The sequence below is a fragment of the Murimonas intestini genome (assembly GCF_024622195.1).
GTDB lineage: Bacteria > Bacillota > Clostridia > Lachnospirales > Lachnospiraceae > Murimonas > Murimonas intestini.
In genome coordinates, this window is the sequence record NZ_JANKBI010000020.1 from 77475 (window position 1) to 97184 (window position 19710).

13 protein-coding genes and 1 CRISPR repeat array are annotated in these 19710 nt (G+C 43.4%); of the genes, 2 read left to right on the top strand and 11 right to left on the bottom strand.

Annotation, left to right across the window (positions count from 1 at the left end; genetic code table 11):
• Nucleotides 1-138: 138 nt before the first annotated feature.
• Nucleotides 139-1707: a hypothetical protein gene (locus tag NSB28_RS21450; protein ID WP_109748553.1), complete on the top strand. Its 1569-nt coding sequence runs from the start codon at nt 139-141 to the stop codon at nt 1705-1707.
• A gap of 94 nt (nt 1708-1801) precedes the next feature.
• Here the strand turns inward: NSB28_RS21450 and NSB28_RS21455 are convergent, their stop codons facing one another.
• From NSB28_RS21455 to NSB28_RS21495, 9 genes are all read right to left on the bottom strand, one after another.
• Complete coding sequence (locus tag NSB28_RS21455; protein WP_257517608.1) at nt 1802-3214, bottom strand: FtsW/RodA/SpoVE family cell cycle protein; 1413 nt, start codon at nt 3212-3214, stop codon at nt 1802-1804.
• Nucleotides 3211-3546, bottom strand: a complete 336-nt coding sequence (locus tag NSB28_RS21460) for a PadR family transcriptional regulator (RefSeq protein ID WP_109748555.1) — start codon at nt 3544-3546, stop codon at nt 3211-3213. The genes NSB28_RS21455 and NSB28_RS21460 overlap by 4 nt, the downstream gene beginning before the upstream one ends.
• A 167-nt stretch (nt 3547-3713) precedes the next feature.
• The gene (locus tag NSB28_RS21465) at nt 3714-5162 is read right to left on the bottom strand and encodes a response regulator transcription factor (protein WP_109748556.1); all 1449 of its coding nucleotides are present in this window, start codon (nt 5160-5162) and stop codon (nt 3714-3716) included.
• The gene (locus NSB28_RS21470) at nt 5128-6936 is read right to left on the bottom strand and encodes a cache domain-containing sensor histidine kinase (protein WP_109748557.1); all 1809 of its coding nucleotides are present in this window, start codon (nt 6934-6936) and stop codon (nt 5128-5130) included. Before NSB28_RS21470 ends, NSB28_RS21465 begins: the two co-directional genes overlap by 35 nt.
• A gap of 44 nt (nt 6937-6980) precedes the next feature.
• Nucleotides 6981-10274: a hypothetical protein gene (locus NSB28_RS21475; protein ID WP_109748558.1), complete on the bottom strand. Its 3294-nt coding sequence runs from the start codon at nt 10272-10274 to the stop codon at nt 6981-6983.
• Entirely contained in the window at nt 10271-11107 is an 837-nt protein-coding gene (locus tag NSB28_RS21480) for a carbohydrate ABC transporter permease (protein ID WP_109748559.1), read from the bottom strand. Before NSB28_RS21480 ends, NSB28_RS21475 begins: the two co-directional genes overlap by 4 nt.
• Nucleotides 11107-11970: a carbohydrate ABC transporter permease gene (locus NSB28_RS21485; protein ID WP_109748560.1), complete on the bottom strand. Its 864-nt coding sequence runs from the start codon at nt 11968-11970 to the stop codon at nt 11107-11109. The genes NSB28_RS21480 and NSB28_RS21485 overlap by 1 nt, the downstream gene beginning before the upstream one ends.
• Nucleotides 11971-12106: 136 nt before the next feature.
• Nucleotides 12107-13414 carry an ABC transporter substrate-binding protein gene (locus NSB28_RS21490; protein ID WP_257517609.1) on the bottom strand — a complete coding sequence of 436 codons (1308 nt, stop codon included), beginning with the start codon at nt 13412-13414 and terminating at the stop codon, nt 12107-12109.
• 394 nt (nt 13415-13808) lie between these two features.
• Nucleotides 13809-15004: a CRISPR direct-repeat array (repeat unit 31 nt; unit sequence ATTTCAATCCACGCCACTACATAGTGGCGAC).
• Between the two features lie 556 nt (nt 15005-15560).
• Entirely contained in the window at nt 15561-16718 is a 1158-nt protein-coding gene (locus NSB28_RS21495) for a M20 metallopeptidase family protein (RefSeq protein ID WP_257517610.1), read from the bottom strand.
• 122 nt (nt 16719-16840) lie between these two features.
• Here NSB28_RS21495 and NSB28_RS21500 point away from each other — a divergent pair, with 122 nt between their 5' ends.
• Nucleotides 16841-17713, top strand: a complete 873-nt coding sequence (locus NSB28_RS21500) for a LysR family transcriptional regulator (RefSeq protein ID WP_109748562.1) — start codon at nt 16841-16843, stop codon at nt 17711-17713.
• 193 nt (nt 17714-17906) lie between these two features.
• Here NSB28_RS21500 and NSB28_RS21505 read toward each other — a convergent pair whose 3' ends face one another.
• On the bottom strand, nt 17907-18485 hold the full coding sequence (locus NSB28_RS21505) for a DUF1349 domain-containing protein (RefSeq protein ID WP_109748563.1): 579 nt from the start codon (nt 18483-18485) through the stop codon (nt 17907-17909).
• Nucleotides 18475-19674 (bottom strand): MFS transporter, encoded by a 1200-nt coding sequence (locus tag NSB28_RS21510; RefSeq protein ID WP_109748564.1) that lies wholly within the window; start codon nt 19672-19674, stop codon nt 18475-18477. The genes NSB28_RS21505 and NSB28_RS21510 overlap by 11 nt, the downstream gene beginning before the upstream one ends.
• Nucleotides 19675-19710: the final 36 nt, after the last annotated feature.

Sequence of the window (19710 nt, forward strand, 5' to 3'; positions counted from 1 at the left end):
TCTTATAAAAGTCAAATCAGCGCAATATTGTAATGTTATTATGCAGTTCCTGCATAAATGCCTCACCTGTTTCGAATTGATTGCACAAATCCAAAAACCTATAATATATTTATCAAATTTTATTAGGGAGGTTATTACATGGCAAAAACAAAGACAATTCATTGGAGCGTCAAAACACTGATGGCTTCGGCGGCTTTCACTATTTTTATGGCACCTTCGGTCAGCTTCGCGGCTGATGTGCAGACACCAGCCCTGACAATCAAAAGCGATTTATACGGTGAAGCATTTACAGACGGGAATTCTACATTAAAAGCAGAAAACGGAATTGATGTGACTTATGACAGCAATACTTCTGCTGTCTTAACGCTAAAGCTGCCGGACGGAAGTGCAGTTGATGACAGGAATATAGACGTTACTGACGCACGTGTACGTGTTTCAGAAGGCGATGGATATAATGCTGATTTTCTTACACTGAAAGCTGATACCCTGGAAGGCAGCTGGACAGATGGTCAGCTTACTTATACACTGGAAAGCGGTGATTTAGAATGGAATAATGGCAGCTACCCTGTTGACAATGGAGGAATAGAATGGAGCGCGATCGGCGGCGACGGCAACGGCCACTACAATCTCACCTTTACAGTCAGCGGCATAAAATATAATGGTGAGACAATAGAAGACCAAAGCTTTCCTGTCCATATTTACATATATGGACGTGAATTTTCATCCAGAAAATCTCCTGATGGCCAGATAAAGACTATCGAGGAGCAGGGAAATGGGGCCGCCGGATATGATGATCTGGTACTCCCGGAGGCAGGATTTTCTCCCCTGGAAGCACAGCCTGATACAGATAATTCTGCTGTCTGGACATGGATCGGTGATGGAGAAAAGCCCATACTCTGCGATTATCTGACAGATAATTTTTATATCTCCTGGCCTGAAGGAACTGACGCTTCAGCGCTGGCAAACAGCGACATTACGATTACCCTTCACAGCAAATACGGTGATACTCTGGTACTAAATCCAGGTGAAGACTATTCCATTCAAACTGGTACAATGGAAACTCAGATCTCGGTTCCATATGTTTACTGGCCCTTCACACCCGTATACACTACTATGGAAATCTGTGTGGACACTCAAAATGTGACCGGCCCGGAAGGCGGGACAATACTCACAAAAACTTATGATATCGCCAGCGTATACACACATATGGTTCAGTCTGGCGGAGGAATGGACCGTGATCTGACTGTAGTGTGTTACCAGTTCTTCGGTCTTAAGAACCTGACCTCCTGGGAACAGGTCGTTTCCCCGGCCTCTTATTACTTTGCCTATAAAAGTTCTGACGCCGGAGCCAAAGATCCGTGGGAATATTACTATGCAGAAGACGAGAACGGAACTCCTTATATCACTGAAAACCAGGAAGAAGCCAAAACATCAGACGCCTGTGGCGCAGACGAAAAAAATCTGCAGCTGCTTGGCAATGTAGTATTCACCACAACTCATGACACTGATCCCCTGGAAGTGGAAATTGACGGCAAAGCTTATACATTTACAAAGGTTTACAGCGGCGGTAAAACAATACTCCCTGATAAAACTTTAGAACCTTCCGACGGATATGTGCTGACTCCGTCACAGAATTGGGATACCCACCAGCGCTGGGCATGGCTGTTTATAAATGGGCAGGGCTGGCTTGATGAAACTGTTGAATAGCAGCATTTGATCAGAACACAGAAAAGTCCCTGAGAAACTGAACTTCTCCCAAAATAATTCTTTTTATGGGTAATTCGGATTTCTCAGGGGCTTTCTATGAGCTGTGATTCTGAGGTTTTCCTGTATAATGCTCCTGTAATATACCGGCCGGTAAAACATTTTGATAACGGTAAATACTCAGCAATAACCCCAAAAGTATATACGTGACAACTGTCCCGGCTCCGCCGTAAGAAATAAAGGGGGCATTAATCTCCGTAGGAATTATCCCCAGATTGTTTATGATATAGGCAGCTGTCTGAAGCAAAAAGGCAGCAGAACACCCTGCACCCATTATCATTCCCAGCTGGTTTTTCTGTCTGAGCGAGATCCTGAAAAACCTGAAGAAAACAAATATTACTGCACCAGCCAATGCCGCCGCTGCCAGGATTCCGTAAAACGCCGCCACATAAGTCAGCATATAATAATTCCCTTTTCCAAGAACTGCCGCTGCTGTATCCGGCAGCTCCCCGGCTCCTATAAGCCTGCCGCCTGATAACATCTGATTCACAGGTTTAGTCAGATAAAATATATTCCCATCAGGATTTGTAATCCACTGTGTCAGCCTGCCTGCATACGCCTGCAGCCTGTAGATCTGATACTCATTTCCAAAACATTTTGCCAGTATATACAAAAAAGCCGGAAATAATGCTATAGCCGCCCACATTCCCCCTATAGTATACTTCCTGGAAACTCTGAACCAGCCGCGGGAAACTGCTGCTGTCAGGATAACAGCAAATGTCAGTAACAAAACTATGGTTGTCACGGCGCTGGGAATCCGTATGGAAATGAACAGAGCCGGAAGCATCCATAAAATACTCTCAAAAAAGCCCATATAGCTTTTGCCCCTGTTGTTATAAATGATCCCTGCATACAGCGGTATAAACAAATAGATAAGCATACTGATACTTACCTCTATACTTCCAACCGGTATCCAGTCCTGGCGTCCATTGACCTTCAGCCCTGCCGCCCACTGCCATAATATGATGGCCAAAAATAAAAAAACCGTGATTTCTTTTGACCTGAGCCCAATCCGGCTGTAATCCAGATAGCAGACTAATATCATTGCCGCCAGACCAAGAATGACTACGATCACAGTATTAGGAGTAATTCCGTCAATTATATACCGCACCGGGCTCCCCGGATAATTCACGTTATCCTGAAGCTTTGATAAATCCAGATGTACAAGATACTGCAGAACAAGGCCGAGAATACTTAATACACTCATCAGAGCAATCATCCCCCATGCCATTTTGGGACGGTGTATTGTATCCAATGCCACACCAGCCTCTATGGGATCCCCCATTTCCTTTACCGCCATTTCTTCTGCCTCCGCCTCATCTGCCCCTTCGCAGAGGTATTCCTGCTTCTGGTCTTCAATATGCGCCCGGATTTCTTCTGCCACAGCATGTCTGGCTTTTTTGCACCGTATTTGTTCTGTCAGTGTATTTATATATTCGTCTGTATTCATACGGCACCTCCCAGGTTGAGAACATTTGCCACTGCCTCCGAATATACCTTCCATTCCTCCTGTTTCTCAGACAATATCTTTCTGCCTGTTTTCGTGATCGAATAATATTTCCTTGTCTTTCCTGCCGCATCGCTTTCATAAGAATTCAAATAATTCTTATCCTCCAGTGTATGAAGCAGAGGATACAGGGTACCCGCCTTCAATTCAAATACATTCTGTGAACGGTTCCGCAGGACCTCGATCATTTCATAGCCATACATGTCCTTTTCAGATAAAAGCTTCAGCAGAAGCATCGCTGTGCTTCCTGACACAAGAGTTTTGTCAACTTTCATTAATAATCCCCTCCTTATATAGATTGCCGATATACTATCTATATAATATATCGGCAATCTATATATGTCAAGAAAAAATTCCCAGTGCCCTGTCTCATTCATATTTAGCGGTAATATTATCCCGTGACCAGTACATGCTGAGCCGTCCTTTTCCTTTACTTACTTTTTTACTTATTCTCTTTACTCAGGATCTTATATTCAGAGGGCGTCATCCCTGTACTCTTGCTGAAAATATTGCTGAAATAAAATGTCTCCACACCCACAGCTTCCGCAACATCTTTAATCAGTATATCAGGGTTTGATTCTATAAGCTGTTTTGCAAAGGCAATTTTCTTGTCTGACACATATTTACTGTAAGTGCAATGTGTATATTTCCTGAAGATCTTGCGGATATAAGGCTGGCTGACCCCATAGACCTGGCAGATCTCCGACAGGGAATAATTCTTCTCCATATTCCTGTCTATCAGACTGAGGATACTGCTGAAAATATCCATCTCCTTTTTCTCCGCCCTTGACCTCTGGCTGTCTGCCAGCTGCTCCCTGAACAGCTCCAGGACTGAATCCCTCAGCTCCTCATAGGAATCAGCATACCTGATGCCATCCAGTATCTCTTCCTGGAAAACTTCGCCCTCCGTGCTTAATATCCCCCCTTCACGGAAAACTTCTCCCAGCTCTCTCAGGCAGTACCTCATCCTGTACAGCGACTCTTCCTGTCCCTCCCATTCCTCAAACTGCTTCCTGACTCCTCTTAAGATCTCCTCCCAGTTCTGGGCCCTGATATTCATCCTGACTTTTTCTGACAGAGGAAGCTCTTTCACAGATACAGGTCCCTCTATCTGTTCCAGGCTATCATATGACTTTTTAATCCGCTTTCCCAAAACAGTCAGTTCCTGGACTTTATGGCAGATCCTCTTTACCTGCCGGATACCGTCCCCCCGGAAGACTGCCTGCTTAATTTCCAGTACTATGCATGTCTTTGCCCAAAGCCTGTTCAAAACCTTCCACACAGGAGGAGTCTTACCTGCTTCATAAAAAAGCAGAAGTATTTCCCTGTGAGTGACGGACAGTATATCCGGCAGCTCTGTATTAAACTGTCCGATCCATTCTCCCGGTCCGCCGCTCATGTAAATGGCCGTAATCCCAGCCTCTTCCCCTCCCAGTCCTTCCCGGAAATCCTTTTCACTTTTATAACGCAGCGCCTTTTCCAGACAATCCTGCCTTCTGAGACGCTCCTCCTCCTGAAACTGCTTTCTTACCTTACCAAGTACCTGTGAAAATTCCCCTGGTTCAATGGGCTTTGTGATATAATCCTCAATGTTCAGCCTGATGGCCTCTTTTGCGTACTCAAACATCTTGTAGCCGCTGATAATGATCATATATATATTCTGATCCATCCTGCGGACAGCTTTTAAAAGCTCCAGTCCATCCATCTGGGCCATACGGATATCACTCAGCACAAGATCTGCCTTACAGCCTGATCCCAAAAATTTCAAAGCGTCCTCACCGCTCTCACAGATCCCCGCCACCTCAAAATCCTCTTCCTGCTCCACCAGAGCCTTTATAAATCTGGCTGTCGGCGGCTCATCCTCCACAATCAGCGCTCTGATCCTTCTCATCTTCTTCTGTCACCTTCCTCTTTATCATCAGTAAAACTCTGAAACCTCCTTCCTCCCTGTTTTCCAGTGAATACCTGAAATCTTCCCCCAAAAAGAAACTCAGCCTCATGATAGTGTTTTCCACACCGATCCCGTCTTTCATTTTTTTAATCTGTTCAGATACCGGAGTATTTTTATGTTCTTCTATCCTCTCCTTCAAATGTTCCAGTTCTTCCTCCCCCATACCTCTTCCGTCATCCATCACAGAAACAGCCGTCCATTCTCCTTCCTGTCTGCAGGATATGAGTATATGCACTACCCTCTGCTCTCCGTTATACGCATGTTCAAATACATTTTCCACAAATGGCTGCAGAAACAGCCTTGGAACTTCCACATTTTCCAATTCCTGTCCACATTGTATCCTGTATTCAACATGGTGTTCAAAACGCAGCTTCATCAGTTCCAGATATCCTGTTATATTTTCAATCTCCATGCCAATAGTGCTTGCACTATCATTTTTGTCTGCTATGGAATACCGCAGAAGGGATGACAGCCTCAGGCATGCTCTATATATCCGCGGCTGACGTGCCTCGCTCCCCATTATGCCAATGACATTCAGAGTATTATATAGAAAATGAGGATTGATCTGGGCCTGAAGCGAACTTAAGCGCTCCTGGATCCGCAGTGTTTTGCTCGCTATTTCCTTCTGTATCATCTGATCCAGATGTCTTTGCATATCCTGGTACCCTTCATACAGATAACGGATCTCATCATAAGACGGCGGGACTGTATTCTCTTCCCCCGCATTCAGGTTTTCAAGAGTCATACTGGACATCTGGGCTGTCAGAACCTTCAGAGGCTTCGTCATTTTTCTGGTATAATAGCATATAAAAAATACAGTCAGTACCAGAAGTCCTATCCCCTCCACTAAAAGGATACATATCTCCTGCAGTGCAGAGGCATAGATCTCCTTCCTGGGTGATATAAGAACTGTAGTCAGTCCATTCAATTCCTCTTCCCTTATCACCAGATAATCTTTCTCAAGCAGACTTAAATCTGCCGTCTGATCCTCTGTCCGTACAAGCTCTGAGGGAAAGCCTGACGTGGAATATACTGTTTCTCCCTGGCTGCTGTCAAAAAGCAGGACCTCTGCCCCTGACTGCTCTCCGATCTTAAAAATTTCATCCAGATATTCTGCCTCCACCTGTATACACAAATATCCCACCACCTTCCCGGGATCCCGGATAGCTCTTGCCAGTGTCAGCGTCTTCCTGTCATCCAGCGGTATCTTATGCCCGTTCACCGGCAGGATAAGACTTTTCCCATAATTAGTTCTGGCTGTCTCAAGCCATCCGATCCCCTCCAGCTCTTCCCCCGGCAGGCGGTACCTGCAGTTGTAGTCTACATTGTATTCTTCACTTTTTATATAATAGCCCCGGTCCGTAAAAAAGATAACACGGTACAGAGAATCCTCAATAGCGTAGGAACAGCACTCTGACTGTATTCCTGAATAGTACTGCTCCTCCTTCACCAGAGTATTATGAGGATAGTTAAGTCCCTTCGCGCTGAACATGATATTGTTCACCAGGTGGACACTGAGAAAGGACATATTATCCATAAGGGACTGGATCTGGGCTGAGATGAGGCGGGCTGATGATTCAGCCTTCTCCTCTACAATGTTTTGAGAATTTTTAACTGTATTTACAAAGAAAATACCCAGTATCACAGCAAGAGGCAGTATGGCGGTCCATAGATAGGACACCATAAGGCTTCTAATAAAACTTTTCTTTTTCATAGGACCCCTGCTTTCAATTGGACTTTGTGATGGGATGTATACAGCTATTTATCATATACAAATATCCTGGGAGCTTTCAGAATACCAAATGGTTTCAGACGGTATTCATAACACCACTCTTTTCCCTGTGTCCTCCATGTCTTTGGACCAAAATAAGTTTCACTTGTGCTGCAGTTATGCAGTTGGCCAAAGGTATTGAACCTGTTTCCGAAACACCTGACTGATAGGTGGTGTTTCCCCTCCTTTACCTCTCCCAGCGGTATGATATACGGCTCTCCAAAGACCCAATGAGGCTTTTCCCCATCCAGGGATGCCTCAACCAGGGCTCCGCTGTATTCCCCTATTTCCAGTTCTGCTGCCCCTTCCGGAAGCTCTAATTCCTCTTCATAGATGATGTTACCCCCATAGAATGGAAATCCCTGGCAGGAAATATCACCGTAACCAATGCTGGCCGGTATTTCTTCCAGACTGGCCCGGCTTCCCCAGACTCTCACCCCGAAATCTCCCAGCAGATAAAACCATTCCAGGTCTGTCAGTTTCCCAAAAGGAATCCTGCATTCCAGGATGTTTTCCCCGCTCTTTAACACGCCAAGCGGTATCTGTATAATGGAGGTATCTACAAATGTTCCTTTTCTTATAAAGGGAACCTTAGCCTGATTCCAGAAGATCTGTGTATCCTGCGTTCCCTCCAGGGCCAGGTTTACCTCTTTTCCCTCCACTTTAGAATCTATCCGGAAGCGCAGGCTTACTAAATGTTCTTTCGCATCTTCCTCCCGTAAAAGCCAAGGCTGCGGAAAGCTGTCTGTTCTTTTCCTGTATCCCAGTTCCTCACGGATTTTATCGTCTATCTTAAGGATCTCTTCTCTTTCTTTCCACTCACCGCCATCCAGACGGTACTCTGCCATATCCAGCAGAAGGACATTTTTCCCCCTGACGCCCCACTTGCTGCCGTCAGACTGGCGGCTGCCAGGCTCCTTATTTTCTGTACTGCAGCATAACCCCAAGTCCTCCAGACGGTAAGCAGTCTCTGATTTCAGGTAACGCTCCAGCTTTTTAACCCGTTTGACACTTGCCGCCTCTGCCGCTTCTGTCTCCGCTGTCCCCTCCTTTGTTTTCTCTTCACAATTCTTTCCTGTCAGCCGGAGCAGGACTGAATCATGTTCAAAAATTTCCAGTTCCAGATATGTATTCCTGCCGTCTGTCCAGGTATCTGCCTCCTCAATTGTCCCATGCAGGGCATCATACAAGAGGACCTTATAGTTTCCCGCAATCCGCAGCCTGTAATGAACATCATCTGCCTGATATGCGTCCACAGACCTGGTCTTCTTTCCGCCCTCCTTACCCTGGGCAATGAAAAGCCACTTTTCACCCTGATCCTCCCGCAGCTGACATAGGAAACGCTCAGCACGGATCCCGTCCCGGTCCAAAATATCTATCTGGCGTACCTCCTCCAGCTTACCAAGTATCTTCTCCTTCTCATAGCCCAGCCGTGTATACCGGGACAGCTGTTCCTCAGGCGCTGTTGAAGCCTGCCCGTCCATATATCCGGGCAGCTCTCCCAGCACAAGTATTTCCCCTCCTGAACTTCCGAAATCTCTTAATACCTCAAGTGTACTTTTCCGTATTGTGGTAAGTTCCGGCACAATCACTGTTGTATAATCCATCTCTCCCACGCGAAGAAAACCATCTGCAGCTTCTGCTCCAATCTCCGGAAGCAAAGCCTCTGAGAGAAAATCAAAGTCTATCAATCCAAACAGCAGCCATCTTGTCAGGTCCTGGAACTGCTGCTCCAGAAGTTTTCTCTTCCCTGCCGTCTCCCTGAGCGGCCCCATCTCCATAAACATACTTTCAATTGGATGAATGACTGCCACATGAACAACCGCCTTTCCCCTCGCCATAGCCATTCCCACCCTGGCAAAGTAATCCTCCAGAATAGAATACCGTTCAAACCACGGTGAATGTCCGTCAATAGGCGCGGGATAATCACGCTTTGACTCTCCTCCCATATACATCCACGCCAGATGCGGAACTCTCAGAGAGACTCCCAGTGCAGCCTGCCAGTCTCCCTGAAGCTTATGTCCTCTGAAGTCAAAATCCCAGTTTGTCACGCCGTAGAGTTCACTGACAGTTCCACCTCTTCCCATCTGCCTGGCCACGCTCTGGGCCTGCTTGGCAGTAGTATATTCACGGGCATCCGCCAAAATATCGATCCCCGGCATTTGAAAATACTTATAGGAACGCATGGCATCACCCACACTCCGAATCTGGCTTTCCAGGCTTGCCTCTTCCATCAGATGTCCTGTGAGCATGATGTTATGAGCCTCACACCATTTTCCAAGTACCCCGCAATAATTCCGGGAGAATTCATCTGCTGCCAGATTCAGATAACGGTAGCGGATACAGCTGGTCCTGCCGTCCTCCAGATTCCAGAAAATTTCCGGCAGACGGCCGAGAAGGCTCTCTTTGTACAGTTCCTGAAAATCCCTTTCCATACGGTCTGTGTAGGGGATCCCCACCTCCTCCGGGACATCTCCTTTTCTGAGACTCTGCATTTTTGTAAACTGGGGTTCGTCTGTAAAAATGGAAGGGACTGTCCTGGAAAACTCCTGTCCCAGGATCTTATAATAAGGTTCATAGCTAGTCTCCAAAAATTTCCCGGTGGCCTCAGGATTTAATGTATCCACATATGCCTGGTTATTAAACCAGGGCAGCTTATCCGTCACTACGAGATATGCATACCAGAGCTGCCCCTGCTCCCCTCTGCCCACTGACGCTTCTTTGCCCTTCATGGCCTCTTCACTGGCTGCAATCCGCTTATATCCTGCCAGTTTTCCATTTTTTAGTTCAATCTGATAGACTCCAAGCAAAGTAAGACAGCCATTTTCCGTCAGGCGGTTGCTGGGAGCCAGTCCCCTGTCATACTTTCCCTCCTGATGCATATGAGGGGAAAACAAAAGATACCTGGCCCGGTAAGCCTCGTACTCTGTCACCCTTCCGCCTCCATATCCCGAAGGCCATTTGTCCTCATCATAGAGGTATACCTGCATCCCTTTTTCACAGGCGTAACTGTGACAATGTTTCACTGCTTCTAAAAATTTTTTTCCCAGATATTCATCCTTCAGCCCAATCCTGGAGTGGATATGAAATCCCCCGAATCCCATTTTTTCAAAATCATCTATCTGCTGTTCCATAAGCCCATTATCCAGAATCCCATTCCAGCCCCAGAAAGGTGCGCCTCTGTATTCTGCCGGCGGATTCTTATATAGGAGATCATAATCTGTGCTGTTTTCCCTGCCGTATTGCTCTCTATACTTTTCTTTCATTATATTTCCACTCATCCTTTCACGGCTCCCGATGTCATTCCCTCCATCATCTGCCTGTTCAATATCAGATAAACAATGACCAGCGGTATGGACACAACTACGATCGCCGCAAACAGATGACCATAGTCTGTATCAAACGCTGATTTCAGCCCATAGATACACAGCTGGACTGTCTGGCTGCTGGACCCTGACATATAATACTGGGGATTTTGAAAATCATTATAGACCACGATGGACCGCAGTATGATTACAGAAGCTGTGATTGGCTTTAATAACGGAAATATGATCCTGAAAAACAGAGTGAGCGGCCCGCATCCGTCCACAATAGCTGCCTCGTCTACCTCCTTTGGCAGCGTGGCAATGAAACCTTTATACATCATAGCAGCAAAAGGAAACAGTGTCGCTACTTCCACGAGGATCAGACCCGGAAGTGTATTGGCCAGATGCAGCTTGCTCAGCACCCAGTCGGTGGGGATTATAGACGCTGGCACGATCAGGCCCGCCACAATCAATTTATCCGATACAGCGCTGAACTTTCCCTTCCTCCTCTGCATAATAAATGCCGTCATAGCGGATGTGAGGACAAGGATCAGGATCGACCAGAAGGTCAGCACCAGACTGTTTACAAATGCATTAAAAAATGCCCCTTTTCCATACTGAAAGATATAGATATAATTTTCAATGATATTCCATTCTTTAGGAAGCGCCAGGTTCAGGGCCGAGGCATCTGTTTTAGTCTTAAAGGAATTCACAATTATAAAATAAAACACCAGCCAGTGGGTGACAATGGTCATGGCCACGAGGAAGATCTCCAGAGCCCTGGAGAACACCGTTCTTCTCTTTACCATTATAACTCAGCCTCCTTTTTTCCCACATAGGAATTTAATGGAAATACAATGATTGATACCACTACAAACATAATCACGTAACCTGCAGTAGCCAAACCATAATTTCCTCTTGCAAACAGCTTATAAATCGCTGACCCCAGCACTTCCGTAGAATATCCGGGCCCGCCTCCCGTCATGGCATAGATCAGATCATAGGTGCGGAGTCCCCCAATAAGGGAAAGTGTCAGAACTGTATTCATAGTGGGAACAAGAAGAGGCAGAGTGATCTTCGAAAAGATCTGCCTGGGAGAAGCTCCGTCAATGGCGGCTGCTTCGTAATAAGCGGCAGGTATGGCGCTGATGCCCGCCACATAGATCAATATGGCAGTTCCGATCCCTTTCCATATATCCACTGCCACACAGGTGAACAGTGCCCATGCGGAAGATGTCAGCCATTTCACAGGTTCCATCCCAAAGGCTCCCAGCACCTGGTTAACAATCCCCCCTGAAGACAAGAGTTTTTCAAATGCTATAGCTACAACTACATTGCCAAGAAGAGTCGGGAAAAAAAGCATTACTTTCAGATATCCTGCACTCTTTATCTTTTTGCACAGATACTGTGCAATGAGAAGTCCCAGCGCTACTTTTACAAAACAGGTGACAAACGCATAAATTGCAGTATTGATCAGGGAAGCTTTTGTGTTTGCCATTGTAAAAAATGTAACAAAATTCTGTACTCCCGTAAAAACAGAAGTTTTCAGATTCCATGTAGTCATAGAAAAATAAAATGATGCAAATGTCGGGATGACAAAAATCACAACATATATAACAATTCCAGGAATTGCCAGCCATCCCGTATAAATTTTCTTTTCGATCCGGCTCATAAGATCCTCCTTTTATTAAGTGAAATACATTTACACAATCCGCCAGCTCAGAAGAAAAGGACCGGATACCTCTGATTTTATTCCGGTACCCAGTCCCACTTTTTTATCCAATCTGTTTTCTGGCGCTTGTCCGGCTTTACCAGCCTTCTAAGCCCTTCTGCTGGGCATCAATAGCGTTGTCGGACTCTATTTCGCTGATTGCCTCCTCCGGAGTATATTCACCTGTGCCTACCATTGTCAAAATTGTAGCCATATTCGGACCTTTAATATCGCAGAAATACTCCATGACCGGAGTAGATGCCTTTTCCGACCATACCTGCGCTTCTATAACTGCTCCGCTTACATTCTCCGGCATCTCTACCCCATTCAGCATAAAAGCTCCTGTAGGTATCGTCTTGGTACAGTAAATGTCCACTGCATCCTCAGTAGTCAAAAACTCCAGGAGCAATTTAGCCAGCTCCGTATTTGGTGAATTCTTGCTGATACACCAGGCCGCCGGCATCCAGGTAGCCACCCCCTGTTCCTCCCTGCTCTCATCAGGCAGTGGGAAAAATCCTATATCTTCCCTGGCATCCGGATTAACTGTCTCCACGGTAGACATAATATTGGTACGGCAGAAAATATGGACTGCGCTTCCCTCAGTTACAGCCGTAGCTGCATCCTCCCAGCTTATTTCCAGCGGATTGTCATTCTGATATCCCGCCTCCCAGATCTCATACATCTTGCTCAGGCCCCTCATATAGGCATCTGATTCATGGAGCTCAATTTCTTTTTTCGTATACTGCTCTGTAAAAACGGGATTTTCTTTCTGTACATAGTAATATTGTGACAGAAAAAGTATCTGGGCGCCTGAGGCATTACTGTATTGTGACATGACCGGATCCTTATCTGTTTTTTCCCGGATGACCCTGCAGTTTTCCATAAATTCTTCCCATGTATTTGGAATCCCAAGTCCCAGCTCTTCATAAACTTTCTTATTGTAGAAAACTCCTGCCACATTTGATGGACTGCAGGGAATCCCGTATATCTCCCCTGTTCCCTCATCTGTCACAATATTCAGGTAATCTCCATTGACCCGCTCCGTGATCCAGTCCTCTCCTGACAGATCATAGCAGTTTTCTTTCGGTGACATGGCATCCAGCTTGGCTCCCACTGAGTTCATCCAGATATCCGGAAGGTTTCCTGTAGCTGCCCTGACAAGAAGGATACTTTCCATCTCATCCGCATCACTTGACAGTCTCTCCACTTCTATTTCACACCCGTATTTTTCCTCAAAGGCATCAAATTGTGCCTGAAAAGAATCCGCATTGCTGTCTGTCACACTGTGGGCAACGTGCAGAGTCACACCTTCATAAGATTTATCCGCCGCTTCGCTGGCATTGACAGGAAGCGCTGCCTGCAGAGCCAGAACTCCTGCCGCTAAAACTGCTAACTTTTTCTTCATTTGCCTCTCCTCCATAAAATCATATAAATTATTAGTATCACATCAAAAACTTCCCGGTTAGAAAGAGAAAAATAATGGCCACTATTTTATTACCCCTGATACTCTTGGGAGTTATTTAAGATGTTTTAATTATACTTCCCCTCCTGATTTCAGTACATAGAAAATCAGAAAGGAAGACATGGAAAAAAGGAATTTTGAATATTTAAAAGTGAATTTTTTAGATGTTTTTGTGCAGTATGCCAAATTTGAACTTCGACATTTCTACAAAAACAGCAGACAAATAACAAAGCCGGAATAATCTAAATAATCCTCCGGTTCTGTCATTCTTTGAATTGCCGTGCTTATACTACATAGTGGCGACGTCATACAGGATGGCAGAGTATTCTTCTGTTGAATTTCGATCCACGCCACTACATAGTGGCGACTTGTTATATGGATAGTGTGGAGGTGAGAGAGTGATTTCAATCCACGCCACTACATAGTGGCGACATTGCCAAAATTATCATCAAAGATATTGCAACGGATTTCAATCCACGCCACTACATAGTGGCGACAAAGCTGTTTATCAAACATCGACCGTTCCAATAAATTTCAATCCACGCCACTACATAGTGGCGACTCGATAAGAATATTAACTTTAGGGGTATGGAGCGATTTCAATCCACGCCACTACATAGTGGCGACCTCACACAAGAAGGAAATAATGTAAGTCCTACGATTTCAATCCACGCCACTACATAGTGGCGACATCGCTATCTTTGCAAATTCTATTGATGTGCTCAGATTTCAATCCACGCCACTACATAGTGGCGACATGATCGCACCGGAGACCACGAGGGAGGGGATCCATTTCAATCCACGCCACTACATAGTGGCGACAATAAAGGGAGGTCATGCAGAGGTGCTTAATGGATTTCAATCCACGCCACTACATAGTGGCGACTTTATAGTAAGGTCTGAAGTATCCCTGTTTAAAATTTCAATCCACGCCACTACATAGTGGCGACAGGATTCCACTCACCGGTTTGCAACAGACATGGATTTCAATCCACGCCACTACATAGTGGCGACCTGAGGAGTAAGCTCAGTATTGTCAACGTAGGAATTTCAATCCACGCCACTACATAGTGGCGACGAGAGTCATTAGTGGACTTTCAAACTTTAAAATATTTCAATCCACGCCACTACATAGTGGCGACGACAGTTTGTGGGCTATTGCGGCCAGCCAGTTAGATTTCAATCCACGCCACTACATAGTGGCGACTGGTTGGGCTTAATGTAAACGACATTAACCTACAGATTTCAATCCACGCCACTACATAGTGGCGACGGAGGACGAGTGGAGTACAGAAAAACTCACAGAGATTTCAATCCACGCCACTACATAGTGGCGACAATGGGGATTATGTTCTTCAGCCGATCTCTTGTATTTCAATCCACGCCACTACATAGTGGCGACTTTACTTTTAATCAATGCAGACAGTGATACATCGATTTCAATCCACGCCACTACATAGTGGCGACATGATTACACTGTACAGTGGCACTCCCGGTAGTGGATTTCAATCCACGCCACTACATAGTGGCGACAGCAAAAACATCCTAAAATCAACTTCAATATTTGTATGTTTTCTATAATTTTAACACAAAAAGCTCTTCATTTAAAGGTTTTATTTCATTTTTCTTTCTCTGCGCCAACAAAATAGTACATTTTTTGGTGCGAATCTCCCGGGGATTTTATGTTCACTTAAGATTCGCACCAGAACGCAGCACTAACAAATACTTAAAACTTCATCCTTTCAATCTGCATACTGCACTTTCCAACATATCTGCCCCATGCAGTCATCTTTGCCACCTATTATATGATCACATATAAATCAAATATAAATATTGGCATTCATCTATAATAATTAATAATCTAATACACTGTAACAAAACATTCCCTGGGTTAATACTGCATATATTACCCCAAACTTAAAATAGAAAATCCGATCATCTGCGAAAATACAGTATTTAAGGACTATTCATCAATAAAAAAAAGCAACTATTTTATCACGATTTTATTATGATTGAGTGAGCCTTGATAAGACGAAAATAAGGGAGATTACACATATGAAACCGTGTATCTCCCTTTCAATTTTATAAGCTATTCCCAGTCCATAGCTACACACGCATATACCGCAGTTTCGATTGGTAAAACTTGTTCGTTGAAACATACTTTAGGATTATGATGTGCATAAATATTATCTGAATCTACTTTAGCTCCTATCATAAAATAAGAAGATGGGACTTTATTTGCAAACACTGCGAAATCATCAGAACCAGTTGTGTGCAACCCAGATACCATATTAAATTCGGTATTCATAGAATTTAACGCCTTAGCAATTTTCATATTTCTTTTTTCATCACAACAGAGTACGGGTATATCTGTTAAAACATCTACCTTACTTTCTGCATGAAAAGCATTGGAAATATTATTTACTATTTCCTCAATTCTCGTAATTAAGTATTGTTTTATTTCACTATCAAATGTGCGAAGTGTTCCTTGCAAAATAGCTGTTTCCGGAATAATATTATTTGCTGTTCCAGAGTTAAATTGTCCTATTGTCAAAGTTACTTCTTTACCAGGGGGACATTCGCGTGCAATTAGCTCTTGCAATGCCTGATAAATATGAACTCCAACATTGATAGGGTCTATTCCATTCTGGGGCATAGCACCATGTGTACCTTTTCCCGTTATTGTTATCTTAAAGCCAAAGACAGATGTTCCTGTCATAGTTCCATAAGCGATTGTTCCTACAGGAATAACGGACGCTACATGAGTTGCAAAAGCTGCGTTTACTTTAGGATTTTCCAATACTCCTTCAGCAATAACTGCCTTAGCTCCCTCGAACGTTTCTTCTCCAGGCTGAAATAATAGTTTTATTCTTCCTTTTAAATCTTTCTCGTGTTTTTTTAAGATTTTGGCAGCTCCTAACAATGCGGTCGTATGTATATCATGTCCGCAAGCGTGCATATTACCATTTTGCGAAGCAAAAGACAATTGGCTTTCTTCATTCATAGGAAGTCCGTCCATATCTGCTCTAAGAAGTAAACATTTATCCCCTGTACCTATATAACCAATAACACAATTTCCGTTGATTTTTGTTTCAAATGGAATATCCCATTCTGTTAATTTTTCTTTCACAAAAGAAACTGTTTTAGGAAGTTCAAGTCCCAATTCAGGTACTTTGTGAAGTTCTCTACGCCATTCTATAAGTTCATCATACATTTCTTTGCTTTCAGCATAAATTGAAGAATACATATTTTCACTCTCTTTCTTGAAATTCTTACGACAATTATTTTATCCCTTTTTCATATGTTTGTCTTGAAGTATAATTTTATATCTGTTATAACATATACATTATAACTGAAAGGAAATAAAACATGGAAATACACCATTTAAAACAACTTATTACTATTTCTCAATGTGGTTCAATTAACAGTGCCTCACAAAGACTGTACATTTCTCAACCCTCACTAAACAATATCGTAAAACGATGTGAGCAAGAATTAGGATTTACAGTCTTCATGAGGACACCAAAAGGAGTTAAATTAACAGAAAAGGGGGCAAAGTTTGTTGAAATAGCCCAAAATATTATTGCAGAATATAAAAAAATAGAAGCATTGTCCTCCACTAATAAAACGGTTTCGATTTCATTTATTTATTTATCATATATTCTTGAAGCACTTCTTAAATTTCAAGAACAGGGATTTTTACTTTCTGATATGCTTCGCAGGACAGAGCCATTTGAAACAATAAATGATGTCGTATGTCAAAAAGTTCGTCTAGGAATTATGCCAGTATATCAAGCAGATTTAAACGGATTTGCCGAGGAAATAAAACAATATAATTTGCAGTATCGTATGCTTTTTGAATCCGTACAAATATACGCTATTGTTAGTAAGACTCATTCTCTTGCTTTCAAAAAAAGTATTTCCATCAGTGAAACCCTTGAATATCCTTTAACTTATTATACAGCAGTATTGGAAAAATCTGTACTTAGAAATATATATGACTCTAAGCGTTCTCTAAAAGTACTGAATAGAGATGAATTATTTTTAGTACTGAAAAATAACAAACATTTTTCTCTTTTAACCCTTACATCTAATTCAAAAAATCCAGAATTTTGTTATATTCCAATAAGAGATAATGAGTTCAAAATGAATATATGTGCGATTTTTCTTTCTGATACTACACTTGCTAAACAAGAAATTGAGCTGATTGAATTTTTAAAAAATACAGTACATTTCATATAATTTTGGTTTTATTATAAGTCTTTGATTTCTTATAAATCTTAAAGATTAGCGGCCTGTCTGCTCCAATTCTCTTGTTTGCTCCATATGCACTTTCTTGGTTTTATAACTAACTCAGGATATTAAAAAGCGCACCGTCGTTTTTAATACATACCAGGTTTATCCCAGACATCAGAAGGTATAAAAAGACATATCCTTACATATTCCCATTTCTTATATCACCTAAACTCGTATTGACTAACAGTATCTCTTCAAACGAACGCATCCCGCCTTCCCCCATCGGTGACTGCGCTTCAAAACCAACTTTTATAGTCTTACTCATGGGCAGCCAGGTAAGGCGGGCCATTTTGTAAATCTTTCCATCCAGTGAGTAATGAACCGCAAAAATATCATCCTTTCGCGCTAACTGCAGCCATACCTCATTTCCTTCTACATTAATTCCATTTGCATCATCTGATTTTCCATTAGTCATAACAGTCACAACAGAATGGGTGCCCAGATCCGTGTACTCAAAACACGCTTTTGCCCATAGCCTCTCATGATCCAATGCAAGCAGCACAGCGGCATCATAGGTGGATACAAAATCCAGACCGACCTTTGCTCTGAACAGAAAATCACCTGTCACTTCTTTATATAAAAACGGTGCTGCAGCTGCAACATTACCTGTTATAGGATTTACAAAATAATTAGAACCTGAAGGAGCATATATTTTGATCCCTTTTTCCTCTTTTTCACATCTGCTCTCACACAGCCACTTTAAATCATCATATTTCATTTTCTTTCCTCACTTTCCATATTTTCTTTATATTTCCGTAGAGAATACATAACAACATTATTATGGGGAAAAGACTTCCTGCTAAAATCCCCAGTTTCATATCTCCCCCGTATCTTCCTGTCACAGCGCCCACAAGTCCGGGACCTGCCGCGCAGCCTATATCTCCTGCCAGTGCCAGGAGAGCAAACAGTAACGTTCCTCCCTGTCTCATTGCGGAAGAAGCAATGCTAAAGGTACCCGGCCACAGCAATCCAACAGAAAAGCCGCACAGGGAACAGCCTAATATATTCAGCAGCGGTGCCTGCGGTATGGATATCAGCAGATATGCCATCACACATCCCAAACTGCTGTATAATATTGCTTTTTTTAATTCTATTTTTTCACTGCACTTTGCATACATTACTCTTGAGAGCCCCATCAGCATTGCGTAGGCCATTGTCCCGGTAAGATCACCCACATTCTTCGGTACAGCTAAGGTTCCTTCAAGAAAAGCGGAGAGCCACTGGCTTATGCCATTATTGCTTGCCCCTGAACATACCATCATCAGTATCAGCGGCCAGAAAACCGGCTTATGGAATAAAGAACTCAAGCTGTCCCCTTTCTCTCCTTTGCTTATCAGAGGGAATATGGGGCAATCCACAAATAGGATTATATTTAATGCTGAGAGTAAGACCCACAGCCATGTAAGAATTCTCCACTGCTGGATTCCAAATACCGCAAAGAATATAGTAGATAAAAGGACTACTGCCATATGCCCCCAGCAGTAAAAGGAATGAAGCAGGCTCATGTGCTTCTCTTTATTTTCTAATGGCAGTGCCTCAATGATGGGACTGATCAGTACTTCAAGCAGACCTCCCCCCGCTGCATAACATATGACTGCCCCAAGCAGTCCTGTAAAAGCATCCGCGGTCAATACAGGAAAAAATGTAAGTCCGCCCAGCCCGGCTGCAGCTGCAATATGCGCCAATACCGCAGAAGCCCTGTATCCAATCTTGTCAATAAAAAATGCCGACGCCAGATCCATCAATAATTGGACCACAAAATTTACAGTGATAAGCAATGTCATTTCTGTCATAGACAAAAGATATTCCTTTTGAAATGTCACTAACAGCAATGCTGCATAGTTATTGACGATTGCCTGTATGACATACCCCATATAACAAGCAAGAACTGTTTTTTTATATTTCACCCATCCTCCTTTACTATTTCCTGCAGGATATATTTA